The sequence below is a fragment of the Paenibacillus sp. MAHUQ-45 genome, assembly GCF_058133325.1.
In genome coordinates this window covers 14731-35196 of record NZ_JBYUPV010000002.1, presented here as the reverse complement: position 1 = coordinate 35196, position 20466 = coordinate 14731, and the positions used below count along the sequence as shown (strand labels likewise).

Annotated in this window: 22 protein-coding genes and 1 other annotated feature; of the genes, 3 read left to right on the top strand and 19 right to left on the bottom strand. The window is 48.4% G+C overall.

All coding sequences use genetic code 11. The annotated features are described in order from the left end of the window. Positions 1-123 precede the first annotated feature (123 nt). The 16 genes from AC3Y23_RS03875 to AC3Y23_RS03800 form a co-directional block, all read right to left on the bottom strand. Complete coding sequence (locus AC3Y23_RS03875; protein ID WP_379195868.1) at positions 124-873, bottom strand: YphF family lipoprotein; 750 nt, start codon at positions 871-873, stop codon at positions 124-126. Positions 874-911: 38 nt separating this feature from the next. Continuing rightward, a complete protein-coding gene (locus AC3Y23_RS03870; protein WP_379195866.1) occupies positions 912-1280 on the bottom strand; it encodes a 2Fe-2S iron-sulfur cluster-binding protein in 369 nt (122 codons plus the stop codon). A 15-nt stretch (positions 1281-1295) separates the two neighbouring features. After that, positions 1296-1910: a nucleotidyltransferase family protein gene (locus AC3Y23_RS03865; protein ID WP_379195864.1), complete on the bottom strand. Its 615-nt coding sequence runs from the start codon at positions 1908-1910 to the stop codon at positions 1296-1298. Positions 1911-1994: 84 nt separating this feature from the next. Next, positions 1995-2174 carry a DUF2768 family protein gene (locus tag AC3Y23_RS03860; RefSeq protein ID WP_379195862.1) on the bottom strand — a complete coding sequence of 60 codons (180 nt, stop codon included), beginning with the start codon at positions 2172-2174 and terminating at the stop codon, positions 1995-1997. A gap of 138 nt (positions 2175-2312) precedes the next feature. Continuing rightward, positions 2313-2588 (bottom strand): stage VI sporulation protein F, encoded by a 276-nt coding sequence (locus AC3Y23_RS03855; protein ID WP_379195860.1) that lies wholly within the window; start codon positions 2586-2588, stop codon positions 2313-2315. A 67-nt stretch (positions 2589-2655) separates the two neighbouring features. Continuing rightward, entirely contained in the window at positions 2656-3696 is a 1041-nt protein-coding gene (locus AC3Y23_RS03850) for an NAD(P)H-dependent glycerol-3-phosphate dehydrogenase (RefSeq protein ID WP_379195858.1), read from the bottom strand. Continuing rightward, positions 3689-4306, bottom strand: a complete 618-nt coding sequence (gene plsY, locus AC3Y23_RS03845; protein WP_379195855.1) for a glycerol-3-phosphate 1-O-acyltransferase PlsY — start codon at positions 4304-4306, stop codon at positions 3689-3691. The genes AC3Y23_RS03850 and plsY overlap by 8 nt, the downstream gene beginning before the upstream one ends. A 12-nt stretch (positions 4307-4318) precedes the next feature. Next, positions 4319-5641 (bottom strand): ribosome biogenesis GTPase Der, encoded by a 1323-nt coding sequence (gene der / locus AC3Y23_RS03840; RefSeq protein ID WP_379195853.1) that lies wholly within the window; start codon positions 5639-5641, stop codon positions 4319-4321. Positions 5642-5816: 175 nt separating this feature from the next. Next, positions 5817-7112 carry a 30S ribosomal protein S1 gene (gene rpsA / locus AC3Y23_RS03835; RefSeq protein ID WP_379195851.1) on the bottom strand — a complete coding sequence of 432 codons (1296 nt, stop codon included), beginning with the start codon at positions 7110-7112 and terminating at the stop codon, positions 5817-5819. A 107-nt stretch (positions 7113-7219) separates the two neighbouring features. Continuing rightward, on the bottom strand, positions 7220-7807 hold the full coding sequence (locus tag AC3Y23_RS03830) for a lysophospholipid acyltransferase family protein (protein ID WP_379195849.1): 588 nt from the start codon (positions 7805-7807) through the stop codon (positions 7220-7222). Then, on the bottom strand, positions 7804-8514 hold the full coding sequence (gene cmk, locus AC3Y23_RS03825; protein WP_379195847.1) for a (d)CMP kinase: 711 nt from the start codon (positions 8512-8514) through the stop codon (positions 7804-7806). Before cmk ends, AC3Y23_RS03830 begins: the two co-directional genes overlap by 4 nt. Positions 8515-8717: 203 nt before the next feature. Then, positions 8718-9371: a flagellar brake protein gene (locus AC3Y23_RS03820; RefSeq protein WP_379197082.1), complete on the bottom strand. Its 654-nt coding sequence runs from the start codon at positions 9369-9371 to the stop codon at positions 8718-8720. Between the two features lie 163 nt (positions 9372-9534). Then, complete coding sequence (gene ypeB / locus AC3Y23_RS03815) at positions 9535-10893, bottom strand: germination protein YpeB (protein ID WP_379195845.1); 1359 nt, start codon at positions 10891-10893, stop codon at positions 9535-9537. Positions 10894-11278: 385 nt separating this feature from the next. Then, positions 11279-11974, bottom strand: coding sequence for a glutamic-type intramembrane protease PrsW (gene prsW, locus AC3Y23_RS03810; RefSeq protein ID WP_379195843.1), 696 nt, complete (start codon positions 11972-11974; stop codon positions 11279-11281). A 134-nt stretch (positions 11975-12108) separates the two neighbouring features. Beyond that, positions 12109-12723, bottom strand: a complete 615-nt coding sequence (locus AC3Y23_RS03805; RefSeq protein WP_379195841.1) for a genetic competence negative regulator — start codon at positions 12721-12723, stop codon at positions 12109-12111. A 229-nt stretch (positions 12724-12952) separates the two neighbouring features. Next, positions 12953-13327: a hypothetical protein gene (locus tag AC3Y23_RS03800; RefSeq protein WP_379195839.1), complete on the bottom strand. Its 375-nt coding sequence runs from the start codon at positions 13325-13327 to the stop codon at positions 12953-12955. Positions 13328-13421: 94 nt separating this feature from the next. Here AC3Y23_RS03800 and AC3Y23_RS03795 point away from each other — a divergent pair, with 94 nt between their 5' ends. After that, a complete protein-coding gene (locus AC3Y23_RS03795) occupies positions 13422-14330 on the top strand; it encodes a polysaccharide deacetylase family protein (RefSeq protein WP_379195837.1) in 909 nt (302 codons plus the stop codon). Between the two features lie 1028 nt (positions 14331-15358). Here the strand turns inward: AC3Y23_RS03795 and AC3Y23_RS03790 are convergent. The 3 genes from AC3Y23_RS03790 to AC3Y23_RS03780 form a co-directional block, all read right to left on the bottom strand. Then, complete coding sequence (locus AC3Y23_RS03790) at positions 15359-16129, bottom strand: metallophosphoesterase (protein ID WP_379197080.1); 771 nt, start codon at positions 16127-16129, stop codon at positions 15359-15361. A gap of 62 nt (positions 16130-16191) precedes the next feature. Beyond that, positions 16192-16560 carry a hypothetical protein gene (locus tag AC3Y23_RS03785; RefSeq protein ID WP_379195835.1) on the bottom strand — a complete coding sequence of 123 codons (369 nt, stop codon included), beginning with the start codon at positions 16558-16560 and terminating at the stop codon, positions 16192-16194. Then, positions 16557-17153: a CPBP family intramembrane glutamic endopeptidase gene (locus tag AC3Y23_RS03780; protein ID WP_379195833.1), complete on the bottom strand. Its 597-nt coding sequence runs from the start codon at positions 17151-17153 to the stop codon at positions 16557-16559. Before AC3Y23_RS03780 ends, AC3Y23_RS03785 begins: the two co-directional genes overlap by 4 nt. A 114-nt stretch (positions 17154-17267) precedes the next feature. Here AC3Y23_RS03780 and AC3Y23_RS03775 point away from each other — a divergent pair, with 114 nt between their 5' ends. Then, the gene (locus tag AC3Y23_RS03775) at positions 17268-18173 is read left to right on the top strand and encodes a hypothetical protein (RefSeq protein ID WP_379195831.1); all 906 of its coding nucleotides are present in this window, start codon (positions 17268-17270) and stop codon (positions 18171-18173) included. Between the two features lie 119 nt (positions 18174-18292). Continuing rightward, positions 18293-18519: a binding site (T-box leader), on the top strand. A gap of 256 nt (positions 18520-18775) precedes the next feature. Then, the gene (serA, locus tag AC3Y23_RS03770; RefSeq protein ID WP_379195829.1) at positions 18776-20368 is read left to right on the top strand and encodes a phosphoglycerate dehydrogenase; all 1593 of its coding nucleotides are present in this window, start codon (positions 18776-18778) and stop codon (positions 20366-20368) included. Positions 20369-20466 lie beyond the last annotated feature (98 nt).

Here is a 20466-nt window from a genome sequence, read left to right as displayed (position 1 = left end):
CAATCATATGAGGAAGGTAACTCTGATAGAACCGTATACATAAGGTGGAAAAAAAAGAAACGGCTACCCAACAGGGCAACCGTTACTCATAGGACATTAGGACAGTTAGATTATTAATCTCTCTCAACTTGGGGGCTGAGGAACAGGCTGTCCGTTAATCCACTGGTAGGGAAGGGATTTTACCGGAACATAATAGGAGGCCTGCTCCAGTTCAAATCGCAGATCCTGCCCTTCTTTATGTTCGCCACCATTCTTGTCGATGGCATTCATAATATCGAATACATAATCAACGTACACCGTACCTTCACTATCCATAATAAATTCAAGAGGCTGGCCAGAGTATACACTGTTCAGCGTAATGCTAGCCGTTCCCGCTTTCTTGGCATCAATGGTATGCAGGCCTGGATATAACGCCTCTGCCACCGGCAGCTCCCCACCATGGGAAGATTTGTAGCGATTCACTTGACGCTGGACATCATTAACCTTCTGTACGGTCACTAGGTCCATGACTTTCACCTTAGGATTAGTTTCTTCATCCTGGATTAGAAAATATGCGCTGCCACCCTTCTCAAAGGCTGTGGCCGGGATGTCGTCCAGATACCCTTTTTTGTTCAGCTTGTCCAGATCAATTCTGAACTTCTCGTATCGTGGTGTTGTCTCATCGGCATTCAGAATCGGGAGTAGCCCCTCCTCCTGCTGGTAATCGTCAACGGCTGCCTGTATCCGCTTGACACTCTCACGGTAATTCCCCCCTGACTGCCGTTCCGGTTCCCCTGGATACATACAGCCGGAAAGAGGAAAAGACAGCAGCAGCAACAGTCCCAGGAGGCTTCCCGCCGCTCTGAGCCTCTTCTTTTGCAAGATGTATTTCAAGAAGATCTTCCCCTTCTCTATGAATGTATCGTTCGCTATTACCAGAGCTCGTCCTCTTCCCCACGCCTGGCTGCTTCGAGCTTCCGCCGGACCGCAGCCTTCAGCGGGTCCTCCGGCACAGTGACCGTGACGTCGTCCCATACGGCGGCCTGACAGGCGAGACGCTGCCCCTTCTCGATGGCGCTTCCGAGCTTTCTTCGCTCCGCATCTGAAGGCGGACTTACGCCTTCGGCCTGCTCGGGGTCTATTGTAACCTTGCACATCAGGCAACCGGCCTTGCCGCCGCAGCGTGTTGCGATGGTCACGCCAGCCTTGCGGGCGGCTTCCAGCAGACTAACTCCCCGATTCACAAGCACAGAACGACCTTCGGGTTGAAACACTACGGTTTTTCCTTTTTGCGATATCATGCTGTCCATCCTTTCTTACGCATTCGCCCTGGAAATATCCAGTTGCCCCTTCAGTATAGACATGTGGGTCGGTCCCCATTGATGAAGTTCGATAAGTTCCTGCAAGAGAGGCAAGTGGCGCGGCATATCCTTTTTCATGACAGAGGTGATGACTTTATAACGATCTACACGCCCCCGAAGAATATTGAACACAAATTCGTGCGCCAGTGGCATCAGCCTCAGCATTCCGATCGCTGGAAACACTTGTAATGAGGTATGGCGCAGTAAGCGAACTGTATCAACAGAATAACGGGACAGCCCTCTGTAAATCCGAAAACCGCACACCAGCTCCACACTTATCCCTCCAATCAGATAATGACTGAGCAAGGAATAACAGCCGTTACTAAGGTCTTCCACAGGATTATCAACGGCATAGTGACATAATGCATGATGAAGCCGCTCAGCATCCCCCAAATCGGCATACAGGTCAATGTCCTGTGGCATTCTCCCCAGCGTGACACCATGCAGCAGCAGCCCACAACTCCCGCCCAGCATCCATAGCGGAGGGTTATTGTCCCATGTAAAATCCAGTAAATCGGCCACGCTACGCAGCGCTGCCAGCAGCTCCAGAGATATCTCCGGTTCGGCCATATCATCACATCCATCCCTACAAAATCGTGATACGATTCCTTCAGAACTTGTCTATGAAGTTAGTCCATGTTGTTATGTAACGGCTTACATAATCGAAGCTGCCCCGCCCAAAATACCAATCACCATTGTCACAAAAGCAATGACCGACAGTATGGCCCGAACTACGCCCTTAGTCTTGCTACGAGCGAAGGTAATCAGGAATACAGATAATCCCATCACTAGGATCGCTATCAGGGATAACCACATTTTTGTCATTGGATCCATGGCTGAGCTCCTCTCATTCGACTGCAATGTATAGGGACTATTATATCATGAAAGATATCCATTTCTGCAAAAAAAAGAGCAAAAGAACCGGAATACTGCTGATTCCAGATTCTATTGCTCTTTTGCCAGGCCATAAAACTATTTTTTCAGGATCAGTTTCATTAAAGACTCCATCGAGCCTGAAGTGGCCCCGCCTTTTTTGACAGCATTGACTATTTCTTGCACCGTAGATTCACTGACCGGTACTTTAGCCATTGATGACACCTGCTTGATCAACTGGCGGAGCTGGGCTTCATTCTGCGTAGTTCCCGGCTTAACAGTACCGGCAAGTTTTTTGATGGCGCCTTCGGTGATGTTTTTCCCTGTCTTCTTGTTAATGGCGTTCAAAGCATCCTTGGAAAAATTTTTGCTCACTTCTCATCCCTCCTCCGTCAATCCCCAATAACAACATATGAGGATATCCGGCAAAAGGTGAACCTAATCAGGAGTGCCATTGTTCCCAAGTTTCCTGCGAGATAGCTTCCATTTCCGTCTTGCGGTCACGGCCCATCAGCGCTTCTACCGCCTTGCGCGGACTTCTTTCCTTGAACAGCACATGATAGATCTGATCGGTTATCGGCATCTGAACACCTAGCTTAAGCGAAATGGCATATGCTGCTTCCGTCGTGCGAATTCCTTCTACCACCATACCCATGGAATCCAGCACCTCTGCTAGCGGCTTGCCCTGACCGAGCAGTGATCCTGCGCGCCAGTTACGACTGTGCTGACTGGTAGCTGTAACCACAAGGTCGCCAATTCCGGCCAGACCAGCAAACGTAAGCGGATTCGCACCAAGTTCTACCCCGACCCGGGAGATCTCCGCCAAGCCGCGAGTCAATAGCGCAGCTTTAGCGTTGTCGCCAAAGCCCAGACCATCGGAGAGACCTGCACCGAGAGCGATGATATTTTTAAGAGCTCCGGCCAGCTCTACCCCTACCAGATCTCGGTTCGTGTATACCCGGAAATCATTGTTAATGAACAGTTCCTGCACAGCGGCCGCTCGTTGATCGTCATTGGAGGCAACAACCACTGTTGTCGGACAGAGTCGCACGACCTCCTCGGCATGACTCGGCCCGGAGAGCACGACCACCTGTCCTTCAGGACAGCCCAACTCTTCTGATATCACGGTAGACATGCGCTTCATGGTCTCCGATTCGAAGCCTTTAGTGGCATGCACGCAGATCATGTCTTCCCTCCAAAAAGGCTTTAGACTGCGCGCAACCTGCCGCATGCCCGAAGAAGGTGCGACAATAACCACAGCGCTGGAGCCGGTTACTGCCTTCTCCAAATCCGTTGTCGCAATAATGTTAGCGGGCAGCGTAATTCCTGGCAAATAATGATGATTGGTATGGGATGAATTAATTTCAGCAGCCTGATCAGGGTTGCGCGTCCACAGATAAACCTCACGGTGGTTGGCTGCCAGCACACTTGCTAGCGCCGTCCCCCAGCTTCCCGCGACCAGCACAGAAACTTTATCAGACAACGCGGTTTCCTCCTTTAACCTTAGAGCCGATCTTGTTCTCACGGCCCTCGGCGATCTTCACAATGTTGGTCCGATGACGCCAAAAAGCAAAGACAGCAATAACAATGCTTGTCCAAAGAATCGGCGACGTAAAATCAGTCAACAGCAGAAAGAGCGGTGTCAACGCCACAAAAATTAGCGAACCCAGGGATACATAGCGGGTAATGACAATAGCCAGAATGGCGATGATTCCAGCAGACAGCGCAGGCCAGAACGCAAACGTAGCCATTACACCGATCGTAGTCGCAATGCCTTTACCGCCGCGAAAATGAAAATACACCGGCCAATTATGCCCCACAATAGCAGCAATTCCGCAGAGTGCCGCTGCCCAGGTGCCCCAGCCGAAAAGCCAGGTGCCCAGCCATACAGCGGCAATCCCTTTCAGTACATCCAGAACCAGCACCAAAATCGCAGGGCCTTTTCCAAGAACCCGTAACGTATTGGTTGCACCTGCATTGCCGCTGCCGTACTGACGGATATCAATGCCTTTCAGTAGCTTGGCAAGCAGTACGCTAAAGCTGACGGAGCCAAGCAAATAGCTGACAACGATAACCAGAATTTCAAGCGCCACGCTTCTTCTCCCCTAACCTTCGTCTGATTTGCGCCGTGTAAAGAGCCTGATCGGCGTTCCTTCGAAATTAAACGCCGCACGGATTTTATTCTCCAGATAACGTTCATAGGAGAAGTGCATCAGCGACGGATCATTAACAAACACGACAATCGTCGGAGGCTTCACAGCAACCTGAGTTGCATAATTGATGCGCAGACGGCGTCCTTTGTCCGTTGGCGGCGGATTAATAGCAACAGCATCAGAGATAACATCATTAATCAGATGCGTCGTAATCCGAAGCGCATGCTGCTGTGCCGCGTGTTGAACCACTGGCAGTAGCTTCTGCAGGCGCTGCTTGGTCAGTGCGGACAAGAAGACTACAGGTGCATAACTCATGAACAAGAAATGATCGCGAATCTTGTTCTCAAAGTTCTGCATCGTCTTGTCATCTTTCTCTACAACATCCCATTTGTTCACAACAAATATAGATGCTTTACCCGCATCATGAGCATAACCGGCAATATGCTTGTCCTGGTCAATAATGCCCTCTTCGCCATTAATGACAACGAGCACGACATCTGCGCGCTCAATCGCACGCATTGCACGCATCACACTGTATTTCTCGGTATTCTCATATACCTTACCACGCTTGCGCATACCCGCAGTATCAATCAACACGTAACGCTGTCCGTCCCGTTCAAATGGCGTATCGATCGCATCCCGCGTAGTACCAGCAATATTGCTGACAATAACACGTTCTTCTCCCAAGATCGCATTGACCAGCGAGGACTTGCCGACATTCGGACGGCCGATCAGAGCGACACGAATCACATCTTCATCATACTCTTCATCTGTCAGCTCTGGCAGACGTTCGGTAACGGCGTCCAGCAGGTCCCCGAGTCCAGTCCCGTGGCTTCCGGAAATGCCGATTGGATCGCCAAATCCGAGGCTGTAGAACTCGTAGATATCTTCCGCACGTTTCATATTGTCCACTTTATTAATAGCCAGCACGATTGGCTTGCCTGAGCGGAACAAGATCTGGGCAACTTCCTCGTCCGCATTTGTCAGCCCACTCTTTGCTTCGCACATAAAGATGATGACATCAGCTTCCTCAATCGCCAGCTCCGCCTGAACACGGATTGATTTCAGAATTGCGTCTTCACCGTCAATTTCAATACCACCAGTATCAATTACACTGAACGAAGTACCGTTCCAATCAGAAATACCATAGATCCGGTCACGTGTAATCCCCGGTTTATCTTCTACAATGGCCAATCTGTCGCCGATCAACCTGTTAAAAATCGTCGATTTCCCGACGTTAGGCCTCCCAACGATCGCCACTACGGGTCTTGCCATATTCATTCCTCCTGTCGTCCTTACGTTACTCATCATAGCAAAAAACTATAAAATTGGCTAACCGTAAAAACACAATCGGCGAACCCCCGTATTGAGGGTTCGCCGATTACTTTACCCGGTTAGATTCCCCATCCCTGAAAAGACGGGTATGTCCGTTTCATTCTGGGTTAAGGGATTAGTTGCCCTTGAATTTGTCCAGCTTGTCGCCGAAACGCTCAGCAAGTGTGAAGCTGAGGCCTTCGTTGCTCAGAGAAACATTCGGGTTGTTAAGCACTTCTTTAGGTGCTCTGTCTCTGCTTGGTCTTTCCGGCTTAGCGGAAGGAGCAGGAGCTTCCTCAGTTTCTTTGATGCTCAGGCTAACGCGTTTTTCGGACGGGTTGAAGTCAAGTACTTTCACTTGAACTTCTTGTCCTTCTTTCAGCACTTCGTGCGGAGTGCCGATATGCTTGTGGGAAATTTGCGAGATGTGAACAAGTCCTTCAACACCTGGAAGCAATTCCACGAATGCGCCGAAGTTTACCAGACGTTTAACTTCGCCTGTAACAACATCGCCGATATTGATTTTGCCTGCTGCGGAATCCCAAGGACCTGGAGCAGCTGCTTTAATGCTGAGGCTGATTTTTCCTTTTTCAGGGTCAACCTTAAGTACTTTAACAGTTACTTTATCGCCTTCGGATACCACGTCAGATGGTTTGTCAACATGGTTCCAAGCGATTTCGGATACGTGTACGAGACCGTCTACTCCGCCGACATCAACAAATGCGCCGAATTGAGTCAGACGTTGTACAGTACCATCGATAACTTGGCCTTCAGTAAGCTCAGCCATGATCTTTTGTTTGTTGGCTTCGAATTCTTCTTCAAGAACTTCTTTAGCCGACAGGATCACTTTGCTGTTCTCACGGTCAAGTTCTTTCACTTTAACGCGAAGGGTACGTCCTTTGTAATCGCTGAAATCTTCAACGAAGTGACGTTCAACCATGGAAGCTGGAATAAATCCGCGCGCGCCAACATCTGCTACCAGACCGCCCTTAACAACGTCAGCCACAGTAACTTCGAAAGCTTCTTGGGAAGCAAAGTACTTCTCAAGATCTTCCCATGATTTTTCGCTGTCGATTGCACGTTTGGAGAGCACGAGGCTTTCCTTGTTGTCGTTGATGCTAACAACTTTGCACTCTACTTCCTGTCCAACTTCGACAGCTGCAGCAGCGTTGTCAAGTTGTACAGAAGAAAGTTCGCGAATTGGAATCACACCGTCGTATTTATATCCAATGCTTACATAAGCTTGGTTATCTTCGATTTTGACGATTGTTCCTTTCACGGTATCGCCTTTTTTCAAAGAAATGATTTCCAAATCTTCCTGGTTAGTCACTTCTTCGTTGTTGCCAGCAGCTTCTACAGCTTCTGTTGCTTCTACGGTTTCGTTGTTCTCAACATTCTCCGCAGCTTCTTGATTTTTAATTTCCTCAGACATGTGATTACCCTCCTCGATTCAAAACCCCATTTATTTAAACCCGCGTAGAGCAGAGTTCAAAACAATCATTACCTTAAAATCTTACCACCCGGATACCGGATTTGAACCTAACTTGCACTTGGCTTGCCAGTTTCCATCATCTCGTGAATGCGGGCCATGATCAGATCAGTAACTGCATCCAGAGAATCGCTACCCGCACCTTCGAACGAACTGAGATCAATGGGAGCCCCATACACAACAGTCATCCGACGAAAAGGCTTGTACTCGCCGATAATGGCGGCCGGAACAACAGCAGCACCGCTCCGAAGAGCAAAGCTGGCTGCACCTCTCTTCGCCGCTGCGGCATCGGAATTGCGCGTACCTTCAGGGAAAATGCCCATGACATAGCCGCTGCGTAGCGTAGTAAGAGCTGTTTTAATGGATTCTTTACTTACACCACCACGTTTGACTGGAAAAGCACCGAGCTGTCTGATAAGCCAGCCCAGAACTGGAACCTCGAAAAGCTCCGCTTTCGCCATATACTTGACCTTACGCTTCAATTTAATACCAATCGTCATCGGGTCAAGCAAACTGATGTGGTTCGCGCAGAGCAAAACCCCGCCTTCCTTTGGCAAATTGTCTCTCCCTATAATTCTTAATGGAAAGACAATAGCGTAGATCACACGGAGTATTCCAACGCAGATGTTATAAATCATAAATGATTTCTCTCCCCGTCAACATAAGATCTGCAGTGTGACACGATGGCCTCTACAACCTGAGTGATATTCATTGTCGTCGTATCCAGAAGAGTTGCATCTTCCGCACGGCGCAGCGGTGAGATCTCCCGTCCTTCATCCAGACGGTCACGCTGGGCAATATCATGTTCAAGCTGCTGTAGAGTGACCTCTTCCGTATCCCTGAGCTCCTTGTAACGACGAAGTGCGCGCTCCTCCACACTGGCCGTCATGAAAATCTTCACTTCGGCATCCGGCAGCACGGTCGTTCCGATATCGCGGCCGTCCATCACAACCCCTTTGCGTAGCGCCATCTGGCGCTGTAGGTGACTGAGCCTGGATCTTACACCTTCGATCTTGGAATACTGCGACACAAGGCCGCTGACCTGAAGACTGCGGATATGTGGGGTCACGTCTTCCCCATTGATCAGCACCTTCTGCCTGTCTTTCTCCGGAATCAGCTCCATCTCCATGCCGTTGACGACTCGGTCGACTTCACTCTCATCTTCCGGCATAATACCTTCACGGATCATATACCAGGTTATCGCCCGGTACATCGCTCCAGTGTCGACATAAATGTAAGAAAGATTCTGGGCAACCAATCGGGCAACAGTGCTCTTGCCTGCCCCGGCAGGTCCGTCGATAGCGACGTTAATTCTGTCGTTAATATGTGTACCCTGCCTATCCAACGGGGCATTCCTCCTCAAACACGCTTTCATAAGAAAAGCATCTGACGATGCCTTTTCAAATCAGCATTGACTTCATACCGGCAAGGCACTCCCCACCGATATTATCAAGAAAAAAGCAGGCATTGCCTGCGACTTATGAAATTATATCACAGTTTGTACGTCAGTGCAAAATCGCACAGGTCATTCCACACCAGAAAAAAGCCCTATCTGTTGCGGAAATCGAACTGACGCTCAAAGCAGTATCGGATTATTTTCTGGCGTTCGGTATCGGAAATCGCGGCAAACTTCAGCATCGCCAGACTGCGACCGTTCTCCAGCGTTTTGATCCGTACCACCTCACCCTCAAAATTCACATGTTCTGATGTACCGTTGCGGTAAGGAACTAACAACCAGCAGGACAGTCTGTCCTCTACTTCGAGCTTTACCTTAGCATCGGTCAGAAAAGAAGTTCCGCCTCCACCGACATCCTCCGTTCGCACGAGGAACCGGCTGCCACTGCTGGTTTTCACAGCCAGCTCTAATTCTGCGGTTACGCGCAGGAAGCTCCGGCGCTGGATCTTGAAAATCGATTCTTGCGCAGGCTTGCGCACCCGAACCATGCGAATTACATCTTCCTTGAAACCTACAACGTGGGTATAAAAATAATTTTTGATTCCGCCCTCTGTCATAAAGTAGACCGAAAGCTCGTCCCCAATCGTCAGTTTCTTCAGTCGCCCGCTGCCCTCTTGCATCGGGATTTCAATCCAAAAAGCTTCATCTTCCGTCTCTGCGATTCTCGATCTATATTCAATTTCAGCCTCTACGGCATCGCTAGAAGCGACTTGAATGTATAGATTGTCGTTGATTTTGGGATACAAAGGTGTCACCGCCACATGAATTAGTAAGATATTCTAATTCTGATTATAGCATGGCCTTTCACAACCCGGGTGAGAAATATATTAATGACGATAAGAAAAAAAGGGCGGCAGCCCTTTAGGGGTGCGCCCTGCTTGATCGGCTCTCTTCGGGGAAGAGCAACCGTTATTTTTTCTGAGCTCCTGAGGAGGTTCTAACTTGCTCCACTGATTCTTCCGTACCATCCTCTGCATTCAGATAGATACGATACTTGGAACCGTTAATCTCTCCGCCGAACTCATAAGTCAGTACTTCCGTGGAATCGTCATTTTTAATCCAGGCCAAGCGGTTATAACTTTCCTTAAAATCTTTATTCAGCAATTTCCGTGCTTCTGCCAGAGAAAGCTTCGGCTTCGGAATCTCCCGTTTATTCTTATGCTGATTAACATAGTCACTGGCCTCAAAACCGGTGGCTTCCCCTGTGTCGAGCCCGACACGAACGGTTATTTTCTCCGGATAAATCAGAACGTCACCTTGCTTCGTAACATATGTCAGGTTACCCATGTTGTCGTACCGATCGGCACTGACTGCTGTCATATGAGGAAACCCCTTCTTGTTCAGGAACTCCTCAGCTTTGATTACCGCCTCTTTCATGGAGACCTTGGCCGGCCCTACCTCACGGTTATTGTGGTAAGAGATCAGCAGACCACCATTTTTGGTGAAATCCATACTGATTAGCTGCTTTTGGTTTGAGCCGGTAACGGTGGCTGTATAAGACTCCCACTCCGTGCCCTTACCATTTTCCCGAACATCCACCTTGGCATTAGACCCGGCATCAGCAAATTTGATCGCCTTACTTCGGATCTGCTCTGGGGTTACTGGAGCGCCACCCAGTTTCTTGACAGAACGCTTCTCATAAATACTTGCTACAGAAGGGCCCCAATCCAGCTCCGGATACTCTCCTACTCGCTTGTCCACAGTCTTGAAACCATCAATAATCGTATTGTCTTCCGATTTGTTCTCCGTCGCTAGCGCCGTCTCCACATCCATCCAGCGCAAGCGGTTGCTGATGACCTTGTTCTGTACGTCCTGCAAATTCTTCGAGATTTCACCCGAGTTGGTGTAAAGGGTCTTCAAGTTCTGAAGTTCACCGTCGGTAAGAGGTTTTTTGGTGAAATCCCGTACTGCGGCTTTATAAGAAAAGTTAGAAATTTTGGAGAGGAACTCCTCTGTCTTACTGAAGGGCAACAGAGTTAATGGCAACTGGTTGATTTCATTCTGCGCCTCGCTGGTCAGCCGCCATACGTTGACGAGACCTTTGCGGTGCGTCCCGCTAGATGCAGAGTTGACCGCAAGCGTATTTCCGAGCTCACCGTGCAGACGTTCAACATGATAAGAAAGATCGTGAAAGGCACGCTGGTACTGGTTCTCCGCTTTTAGCAAAATTGAGTTCTTCTCCTGATTCTCCTGGTATCCCCACACAAGCGCTCCAAGCAACAGCAGCGCGGTCAAGGGGAACATTACAGCACTTAATCTTTTGTACATATGGCTGCAAGACTCCTTTCGATAGCTAATTGCCGTTAGTTTGACAATAACCGAGAAGTCTTATGCATAAAAAGAACCAGCTTTACCGTCCACATAAAAAAAATCCCCGCGTAATGCGAGGACATGATGCAGTCAAGAATGTTATACCCTAACAGTCTCCTGCTCCTTAAATATGCTCTTCAATATGAAAGCCGCTGCTGTTACTGCATAGACATTGCCTGAAGCCGGTCTGGATGACACCCTGTTCCTTAACCCCTCTTAAAATATAGGTCTCCCCGCAGTTTCTGCAAATGATTCGAACCTTTACCCGCAAAAAAAGACACCTCGCTACTCTATGGAATTCCTTGCTGCGGAATTGCTTTTAGAGTAAGTGTGTCCAATTCTACTACGTATTAACCTCTTCTTCTCGCTTCAGAGCCCGGAAAGGGGATCGATTGTTAGCTCGGGCGACCTTACCCATTCCCCCATACCACAGAAAAGCCATTAGAGGAACGATGAACCATATCCAGTAGTTAGCTGTTGTGTTCAAAATAAAATCATAAATCCCATGCCAAGCCCACGGCAAAACCAGTGAAATGAACAGAATCCACCGCGTTCTGACCCCTTTTGAGAACTTGGCCCTGCCCATGTGATAACCCATAATCACGCCAAACATGGCATGTCCAGAAACAGGAAGCAGAGCCCGCAGAAACATGGAGCCGATGGAGGCATGGCTGTACCAGGCGTACATTACATTTTCTATTGTTGCAAAGCCAAGCGAGATCGCTACGGCATATAGTATTCCATCATATGGCTCGTCAAATTCGGTATGGTTGTAAATCATATGGTACAGCACAAACCATTTCAGAGATTCTTCCACGCCGGCCGATATGAGGAAAGATTCCACATACGGACCGTCGCCCCAGCCTAGCGTAAGTCCTCTTTGAATAATCATTACCGGAAAAACGATCAGAAATCCAAGGAGAAACACCTTGATCACCATGTGCAATGGTTCTTGATCATATTTGTCTTTCAGATAGAAAAAAGTTAGCAGAGCTAGGCCTGGCGCCACTGCCGACGAAATAATCGATAAGATAAGCACCGAACAACCTCCCTGCATGTTAAGAACCGGGCATATGCCCAGCTCCTCAAAACCTATTTTCAACTTAAGAGCTGCCTATTCCTTAAAGCAAAACAGGGCTGACAAGCAAGCTTACCAGCCCTGTCCCTCCCTGATTATTCCTGCCGCTTGAAGTGCGTGCAGAGTACTTCCACTGCGTTCTCAGCCATAACGGTCTTACCGTATTCAGCCAGTACGGCGTCTGTAACCGATGACGAATCACCAAATTCAGCCAGTACGGCCACTAGACCGGATAACACAGATTCTTCATATTCCTTCGGATCGAAGTAGAGATACCATTTATCATTATAAGAATACAGTTTTCCCCCGGAAGTAATATTGCCGATGAGTACATGAGCCGCTTCAACCAGAACCTCAAAGTCGCGGAATGCATATACAATGGAGTCGCTTTGTTCGAGAGTAACTTCCATTTCGTAAATCTCTTCGGGCAATTCATCCTCCCCGGACGCACCGTACTGATGGTGATCATATTTTCCCCGGGTCACAATAACGACCATGCCTTGCGCGGGCAAAGCGAACACTTCCACGGCCAACGGACCAGTCGCGTCAAAGCCAAGTTCGCTGTAAGCCTGATCCATCATCTCCGTAAACAGGTCGTGCACCTTGGGAACTTCCTGCCACATATCTTCCTTCTGGATGCCCCGCTCGCTCAGGTCGTCAAAAGTGAGGAAAATCCGAATCTTATCTTGACCTAATCTCTCTATTCTCATGACAGGATCCTCCTTTTGCAAGCTCAATTTATTATAATGTATGATGAGTCCCGAGTAATGAGCCAAAAATGGTTACTATGTATGTATGTTATCATTTTGGCGCCATAAATGCACGTAAATAAATATAAAATCCGCACCCCATTTTTAAGCTGTCTGCCTTGCTGAATAAAAAAGAATCATTTTGCGGATATGTGCATCCTCAAAATGATTCTGCAGAAGCCTTTTGCGGTTACAAGCCCGGTATGGTCGAGTGCGTTTCTTTCAGAATCTTCTCGACTTCTTGCTTCACATCAGGATTACTTCCAATAAATTCCTTAAGCATTTTCAGATTGGATTCTTTGGACTGAACCGGGGATTCGGATTTCTTATGCTCTCCCTTGTCCGATTTGGCATCATGCTCTTGACCTTGTTCTCCCGCTGCCGAGGTATTTCCAAAACCTGTCATAGCCATGCCGAATATTTTATCCTTGGCCCGTTCACCGGCGCCGTGCCCGTTCGCGCCTGATTGTCCTAGCGAAGACATGAGCGCGTTGCGTTTTTTCGAGATAATCATACTGGCAGCAGCACCCAGCAAAACTCCGCATAAAAATGACGAAGTATTCATATCCTCAACCTCCTTGTATGGTAAAATCATGTCTAGTGTTCGCGGAAAGAATCCGGCTCATACAGTCTAATAACAGGAAAGCGAGTTGAAAAAAGTGGGTAAAGCAACAATAACGCTACTGCTCGCCGCCTTTCTGCTGGCATCATGCAGCAATAATGGGGGCCAGTCTGAGGCAGTGAAATCCACAGGAAATTCACCTAAAGCAACTGCATCGCAGGAAGCATCGGCAGCACCGACAGAAACAGTTGATTCTGCAACCAACACTGGAACCTCTGATGCTAATGTGGTAAGCCCGTCCCCACAGGCAAGCCAAGACGTGGAGGGCAGTACAAGTGGCAATGAACAGGCAACGGAAATTCCGCTCCTGTACCATATGAACAAAAATTATGATATCGTCCCTAATGAGGAAGGCACACCCAAGAAAGTAGTCCTCCTCACTTTCGACGACGGCCCCAAGGAAGCCAAGATGATCAATTCGATTATAGATACCTTGGACAAGCACCATGCCAAAGCCATTTTCTTCGTAAACGGCTACCGGGTTAAAGAGCATCCCGAATTGTTGAAGCTTATTTACGAACGGGGCGGCATCCTCGGCAATCACAGCTGGGATCATATTATCCTAAAGGATAAGCCTTATGACACAGTAAAGAAGCAGCTTGAAGATGTTCAGACCGCAGTCAAAGAGATTACTGGCGAGACACCGCATTTCTTCCGGCCTCCCCACGGGGGCGGCGGCGATGTTGGCAAGAAGGTTGCTGCCGAGAATGGCATGCTCTACATGACCTGGTCAGTAGGCTCACTGGACTGGGAGATGAAAGAGAAGGATAGCAACAAGACAGAAAAACTGATTGGAAACGTAACAAGCCAGCTCCACTCCGGAAGCAACATTCTGATGCATGAGCTTCCCTGGACAACCGAAGCGCTGGATACGCTGCTAACGACACTGGAGGAAAAAGGCTACAGCTTTGTAGATCCCCGCAGCATTGAATTGAAGATGCGCTGAGTATGGAAGACTAATAAGACCACTTGCTGATATTGTGAAAATTAAAGGGGTCGTCTCATAAGTGAGCGGTCCCCTTTCAAGTAGACAGGACTGAGGTAGAAAGTTCAAAAATAGACATTTTAGAATCAACGCTCCCTTGAAGCAGCGTTGATTCTAAACGTAAAAGCTCCCCTCTTGGTAGGCAGAGATAACCATTAACTCTGCTACGACTAGGGGAGTTTTTTGTTAATTCAAATAATGGATACGGTAGAGCATGCTCCAGCTCGAACGCAACACCTGACGCTCAGGAGTGGTATATAAAGTTCAGTAACTAAAAGTAAAATGGGACCTTAAACCGCCGCCGTGCGCATGTCGTGCAGAATGCTGGGATGATCAGAGCCCGGTGCAAGTCCCCACGCCCTATCTTTGGAGCTAAAGTTCTGAGTTAGGCTTTTAGGCTCTGGGCTCTGGGCTCTGGGCTTTGGGCTTTGGGCTTTGGGCTTTGGGCTTGGCTCTGGGATTGGTCTGGGATTGGTCTGGGTTTGGACCTGATTTAGCTGGAAAATGTACCGTTATTTCTCCCCTTTCCTCGGGTTTTGTTCGAATTAACAGGAATTTCTCCAGTTAAATTCCCCATTTATTCGAAAATAGAGGGGAACCCTAGAGATTAACAGGAGTTTTTCCCGTTATTTTTAGAAACATCCCTTTCTGCGAATCAATAACGGGAGTTTTTCCAGTTGTTTAAGCATCCCATGACATCCACTTTTGCTTTACCGGATCGGCACGTCTGAAGGCCAAGTGGGGTTCGGGTTCGGGTTGGGCTTGAGGTTGAGGTTGAGATTGGCTCTCACGTTAGTTTTGGCCTGCCCCTCCTTGCTTCCAGAAGCGGAGCGTCAACCAAAATAAAACATGGCGGGTTCAGGAACTCTCCTGAGCACCGCCATGTTCTATTTTTGTATTTTTTAGGGACTTACTACAAAATCAGTGCTAGCTTCGTCAATGGGCTTCTCATCAAGGAGATACCTAGTTTGGGACAGACTCTTTATGTGTCACACATCCTTCTTGCATCGCAACGTGAGTATATGCATCTCGGCAGGACTGCCCCAACGGATCGGAAAATGCGCCGTACCGAAGCCACGGCTGATCAGCACCTTGGCAGTTCCTCCTGAACCGTCATTGCGGGGCCATGGATACATCCCTGCCTTGTATTGATCATAAAAACTCTCCACACGCTTGCTACCGATAAGCGGCAGAACCACCTGACCGCCATGGGTATGTCCTGTGAGCACCAATTCGCCTGGAACTGTACGCCTTTGTGACAGCCACATCGGATCATGAACCAGAAAGATTCTGCAGACGTCAGCCTTCGAACCTGACAACACCGGTAGTGGGGCATATGCTATCTTCCCACCCTGCTTGGGAAAGTCCACTCCAGTCAGCCAGACCGCTTCTCCCTCATGTTCAATAAGAACATTCTCATCAAGCAAGAGTCTTGCACCGCTGCTTCGGATAATCTCATCTACAGTATCTATATCTGCCTTATAGTCATGATTCCCATGGACGGCATAGGTCGGCGCTATAGATACCATCAGTTCCATATTGTCAGTCAGACGATCCAGCGGACTATTCTTTTCGGTCAGATCGCCCCCAGCAAAAACAGCATCCACCTTGCCTTTTAGTGCCATCAGCATATCCGAAGGAAGCCGCCGCCGATGAATATCGGTAATGAACAGAATCCGATAGCCATCAAAAGATGAGGGCAAACTCTCCAAAAATATTTCCTCGGCAATAATCCGATTCTTAAACGCATTGATCACCATCAGCAGCACAAATGAACCTCCTGCAATGAGCAAAAGGGATCCAAAAATGTAGATGGAGACAATCACCATAACTCACCCAATGGCGGGGCACCCTTAATTCCCCACGTCAAAAGAAAACCTAGCAGCAAAACGAATAGAAAAATCAGCGAATTGACGAACATTTTACTGAGGCGTACACGATCGGAGGAATAGGTTTCGGAACGGGACGGGGTTGACTCTTCACCTGTGTTTCCTTTGTCAGGAGGCGTAACCGCGGTCGACTGATGGCGGCCCTTACGAGACAGCGTGGCCGGCGGCTTTACCGCGACTGGACGAACCGGCTCATCTACAGCTGGATTGCGGTTTGCCCGGGTTGACGGTTCGGCTTTGGCAGAGGACTGCTTCCGGTTTTTCTTCTGCCGGGATTGAACCCGGCTTAATTGCTCGCTCATGACTCCCTCCTGTATCGGATGACCAAACCGGAGAAGAGGTCGATTACAAAATGGCATAAAATAGGCGCCCAGAGGCTTCCTGTGTGAATGTAAATATATCCCAGTCCATAACTACTCAAGAACACCCAGCCCGTAGGAATCCAGTGCCGCAGATAACGAACATGGATCAGAGCGAATAAAATACTGGTCCAATATGGACCAAATGCATGTTGAATCGCTCCCCGGAACAGCATTTCCTCGCACACCGCCACCATTGCCGCAATCAGCACAATATGCCAGATGGGCCGGGCGCGGAATAGCATGTTATTGATGCCTCCATCATCCATTGTTTCTTCTGGCACAATATATGTTAACAAAAAGTCAACAATTAGCATTAACCCAGCCAAACCAAGGCCCCAGTACAGAAATTGTGTGTTTTCGGGCAGATTTATGACTTGAAGCGGATTTCTTTTCTGTAATAAAATCCAGATCAAACCGATAAATAACGTAAGCCCTTGTGTAATGTAGAGATTAAGCAAAAGAAGACGGTCTGTAAGCTGCTGCGGTTCTACCCTTTTTACTTTGATATCACCAATCTTAAATTTTTTTCTCATCATAACCTGCCTGTTCTATAATGATTTTTCCGGGCAGTCCCAAAGTAGAGTCCGTCCTTAGCAATTACTGCAAAATACATAACGATTATTTCCCCAGAAAAAGGAGCACTTATTATGAAGAATCTAACCTCCCGAACCCAGATGCTGTACACGCTTGGATTTCTGTTTTTCCTGATTTCCACATTCGCCGCTTTTTTTACGGGAGTGAAGGTTGGCGCAGATAAAACTGAAGCAAAATACGAGCACCTCCAGAAAACCAAGAGCGCCGAGGAAACTTCTGGATCATACCAGCAGCAGGATCTTGTTACCTTCTATCATAACGTATTTTTGCCTTATCGGGAATTCAAGCGCAGTTGGAACAGCGAAGTCGACAAGCTCGCTCGAAGCACGAATGCCCGTGAAAACGCCGCCACGCTCAAGAATTTAGGTATCCTTGCCGACAAACAGTACAAAAAAGTCAACCAGGACTCTGTTTTTACCAATTCGCCGCTGCTTCAGCAGTCTCAACTTAATATCCTGAAAAGTCTGACCCTCTTCTCTCAGGCCTCCGGCAAGGTATCTGCCAGTGCAGGGGGCACGGAAACTGCCAAGCTGCTTAAAAATGATCCTTTTACAGTCAGCGCAGTTAAATTCGGCCTGCAGTCACAAAAACAATTCTACGATTCCATGCTGAAGTGGGGAGCTAGCGCCAACAAAAAGATCCCTGCCTCTTCCAAGGAAATCAATAGTCTAAGCTTTGTCCAATGGAAGAAGATGCCGTTGCTGCTCAAAAATGCGACAATCGCGGACATGCTGCTGAACCGAGGGATATTTGCGGGGTATGATCCCCAGGATATAACTGCAAAAGTAGACGATATGATTTACTCTGGCACTGCAAGCTCGCTCAAGCTCACAGACGTTCAGTCGTCCCTGACGCTGCTGGTTTCCACAGGTGCTGTTCAGGAGCAGGATTTCATCAAATGGCGGGAACAATATTATCCCAAGGAAACGATTCCCCAGCTCCCGTTCTTTTATGAATAAGACCAGTTACTGCATCATATCGAAAAATGAGGCGCACTTCAAGCAGACCGAAGACTCATCCTGCAAAAGCCTATTGACACATTTGGCATAGCCATGTTACATTATGAAAAATTAATCAAGCAAAAGCGATGATGGAACAAAGACGATGCTAGTCTTCAGAGAGCCGGTGGTTGGTGCAAACCGGTGACGAACAGAAGTCTTTAGCGCTCCTGAGATATTGTATCGAACTTTTAAGTAGGTGCAATCGGATCACTCCGTTACCAGTGTGGCCTATGCAGGCCATTGAGGCTGCTTCTGACAAGATGCAGTGAATTAGGGTGGTACCACGACAACTCTCGTCCCTTACTACGGCAGTAGTATGGGGTTGAGGGTTTTTTTGTATCTCCGCCGTCCCGTTGGCCTTCTCTCATATGGGCATTTATCTAATTTTCGCGGGATAGCTGCATCTATTTTCTTTGATGCGACACCGCGTTGCTTCGCTATTTTTGTAGCGCACTCCTTCTTGGCGGCAACAATGCAAGATCCTTCAGGTACTGTGGACCGCCCTTTCGGGGGCATCCTCAACATAAAAAGCTTTCTAATCATAAGGAGGAAGAGAAAACATGTTTAAAGTATTAGTATCGGATCCGATCAGTGATTTGGGAATTCAGCAGTTGGTGGATGCAAGTGATGTAACGGTTGACAAGAAAACAGGACTCAGTGAAGACGAACTTATTGCGATTATTGGAGAATACGACGGCCTGCTCGTACGCAGCCAAACAACAGTTACTGAAAAAATCATTGCAGCTGGAACCAACCTGAAGGTCATTGGCCGCGCTGGCGTAGGCGTTGACAACATCAAGCTGGATGCAGCTACTCAACGTGGAGTAGTTGTTATTAACGCCCCGGACGGTAACACCATTACGACCTGTGAGCACGCTTTTGCTATGATGATGGCTCTTGCCCGTCACATTCCACAAGCCTATGCCAAGACCATTGGCGGCACTTGGGACAGAAAGTCTTTCCTCGGCGTTGAGCTGCGCGGCAAGACACTTGGCGTACTCGGCATGGGCCGGATCGGTAGCGAAGTAGCCAAACGCGCCAAAGCCTTCGGCATGAGCATTCTTGCCTATGACCCGTTCCTGACGGCTGATCGTGCTGAGAAACTCGAAGTCAAGCTGGCCTCCGTGGATGATATCGTCCGGAATGCAGACTTCATGACGGTTCATACTCCACTGACACCTGAAACACGTCATATGATTGCCCGTCCGCAATTCGAAGTAATGAAAAAAGGTATGCGCATTGTAAACTGTGCCCGCGGTGGCGTTATTGACGAGCTTGCACTGGTAGAAGCAATTGACAGCGGAATTGTTGCTGGAGCCGCATTTGACGTATTTGAGAAGGAACCGCCTGAAGCTGATCACCCGTTCCTCTCCCATCCGAAAATTATCGTAACGCCGCATCTGGGTGCTTCGACCGTTGAAGCCCAGGAGAACGTTGCAATCGACGTTTCCGAGCAGGTACTTAATATCCTGCGTAACGAACCATTCATTAACGCTGTAAACATTCCGCCGGTAGCACCAAGCGTAATGAACAAGTTGCAGCCTTACTTTAACCTTGGTGAAAAACTGGGAAGCTTCGCGACCCAAATCACCGACACCGCCATTCGCGAAATTCACGTTGAATATGCCGGAGACCTCTCGGATGTAGATACACAGCCGCTGACCCGCTACATCGTGAAGGGTGTGCTTTCCCGCCACTTCGCTGGTGATGTCAATATTGTCAACTCCATGCACCTGGCCAAGACCCGCGATGTGAACGTCGTTGTGACTAAAGCTTCCAAGACCAAAGGCTTCACGAACCTCATCACTGTGACTTTGAAAGCTGAACATGATGAAGAGCGCCTCGTAGCCGGTACCCTGCTTCAAGGATATGGCGAGCGGATTGTACAAGTGAATAAATTCCCGGTTGATATTGCGACAGAAGGTCATCAACTCGTGATCTCGCACAATGACAAACCGGGTATCATCGGTCTGGTAGGCACACTGCTGGGCGAGAACAATGTGAATATCGCCTCCATGCAGGTTGGACGCAAAATTGTTGGCGGTGCAGCAATCATGCTACTCACTGTTGACAAGGCCGTTCCACAAGACGTGCTGGTGAAGCTGGCTGGACTGCCAGAAATCAACACCGCTGAGGAAATTGTTCTGCTGTAGGCTTAATGCTACTCCAGAAATGTTATTCTTATTGATACATTTAAGAAGCCATCCCCGTTCTTTAGCGGGGTGGCTTCTTGTATTTTACTCAGGAACAA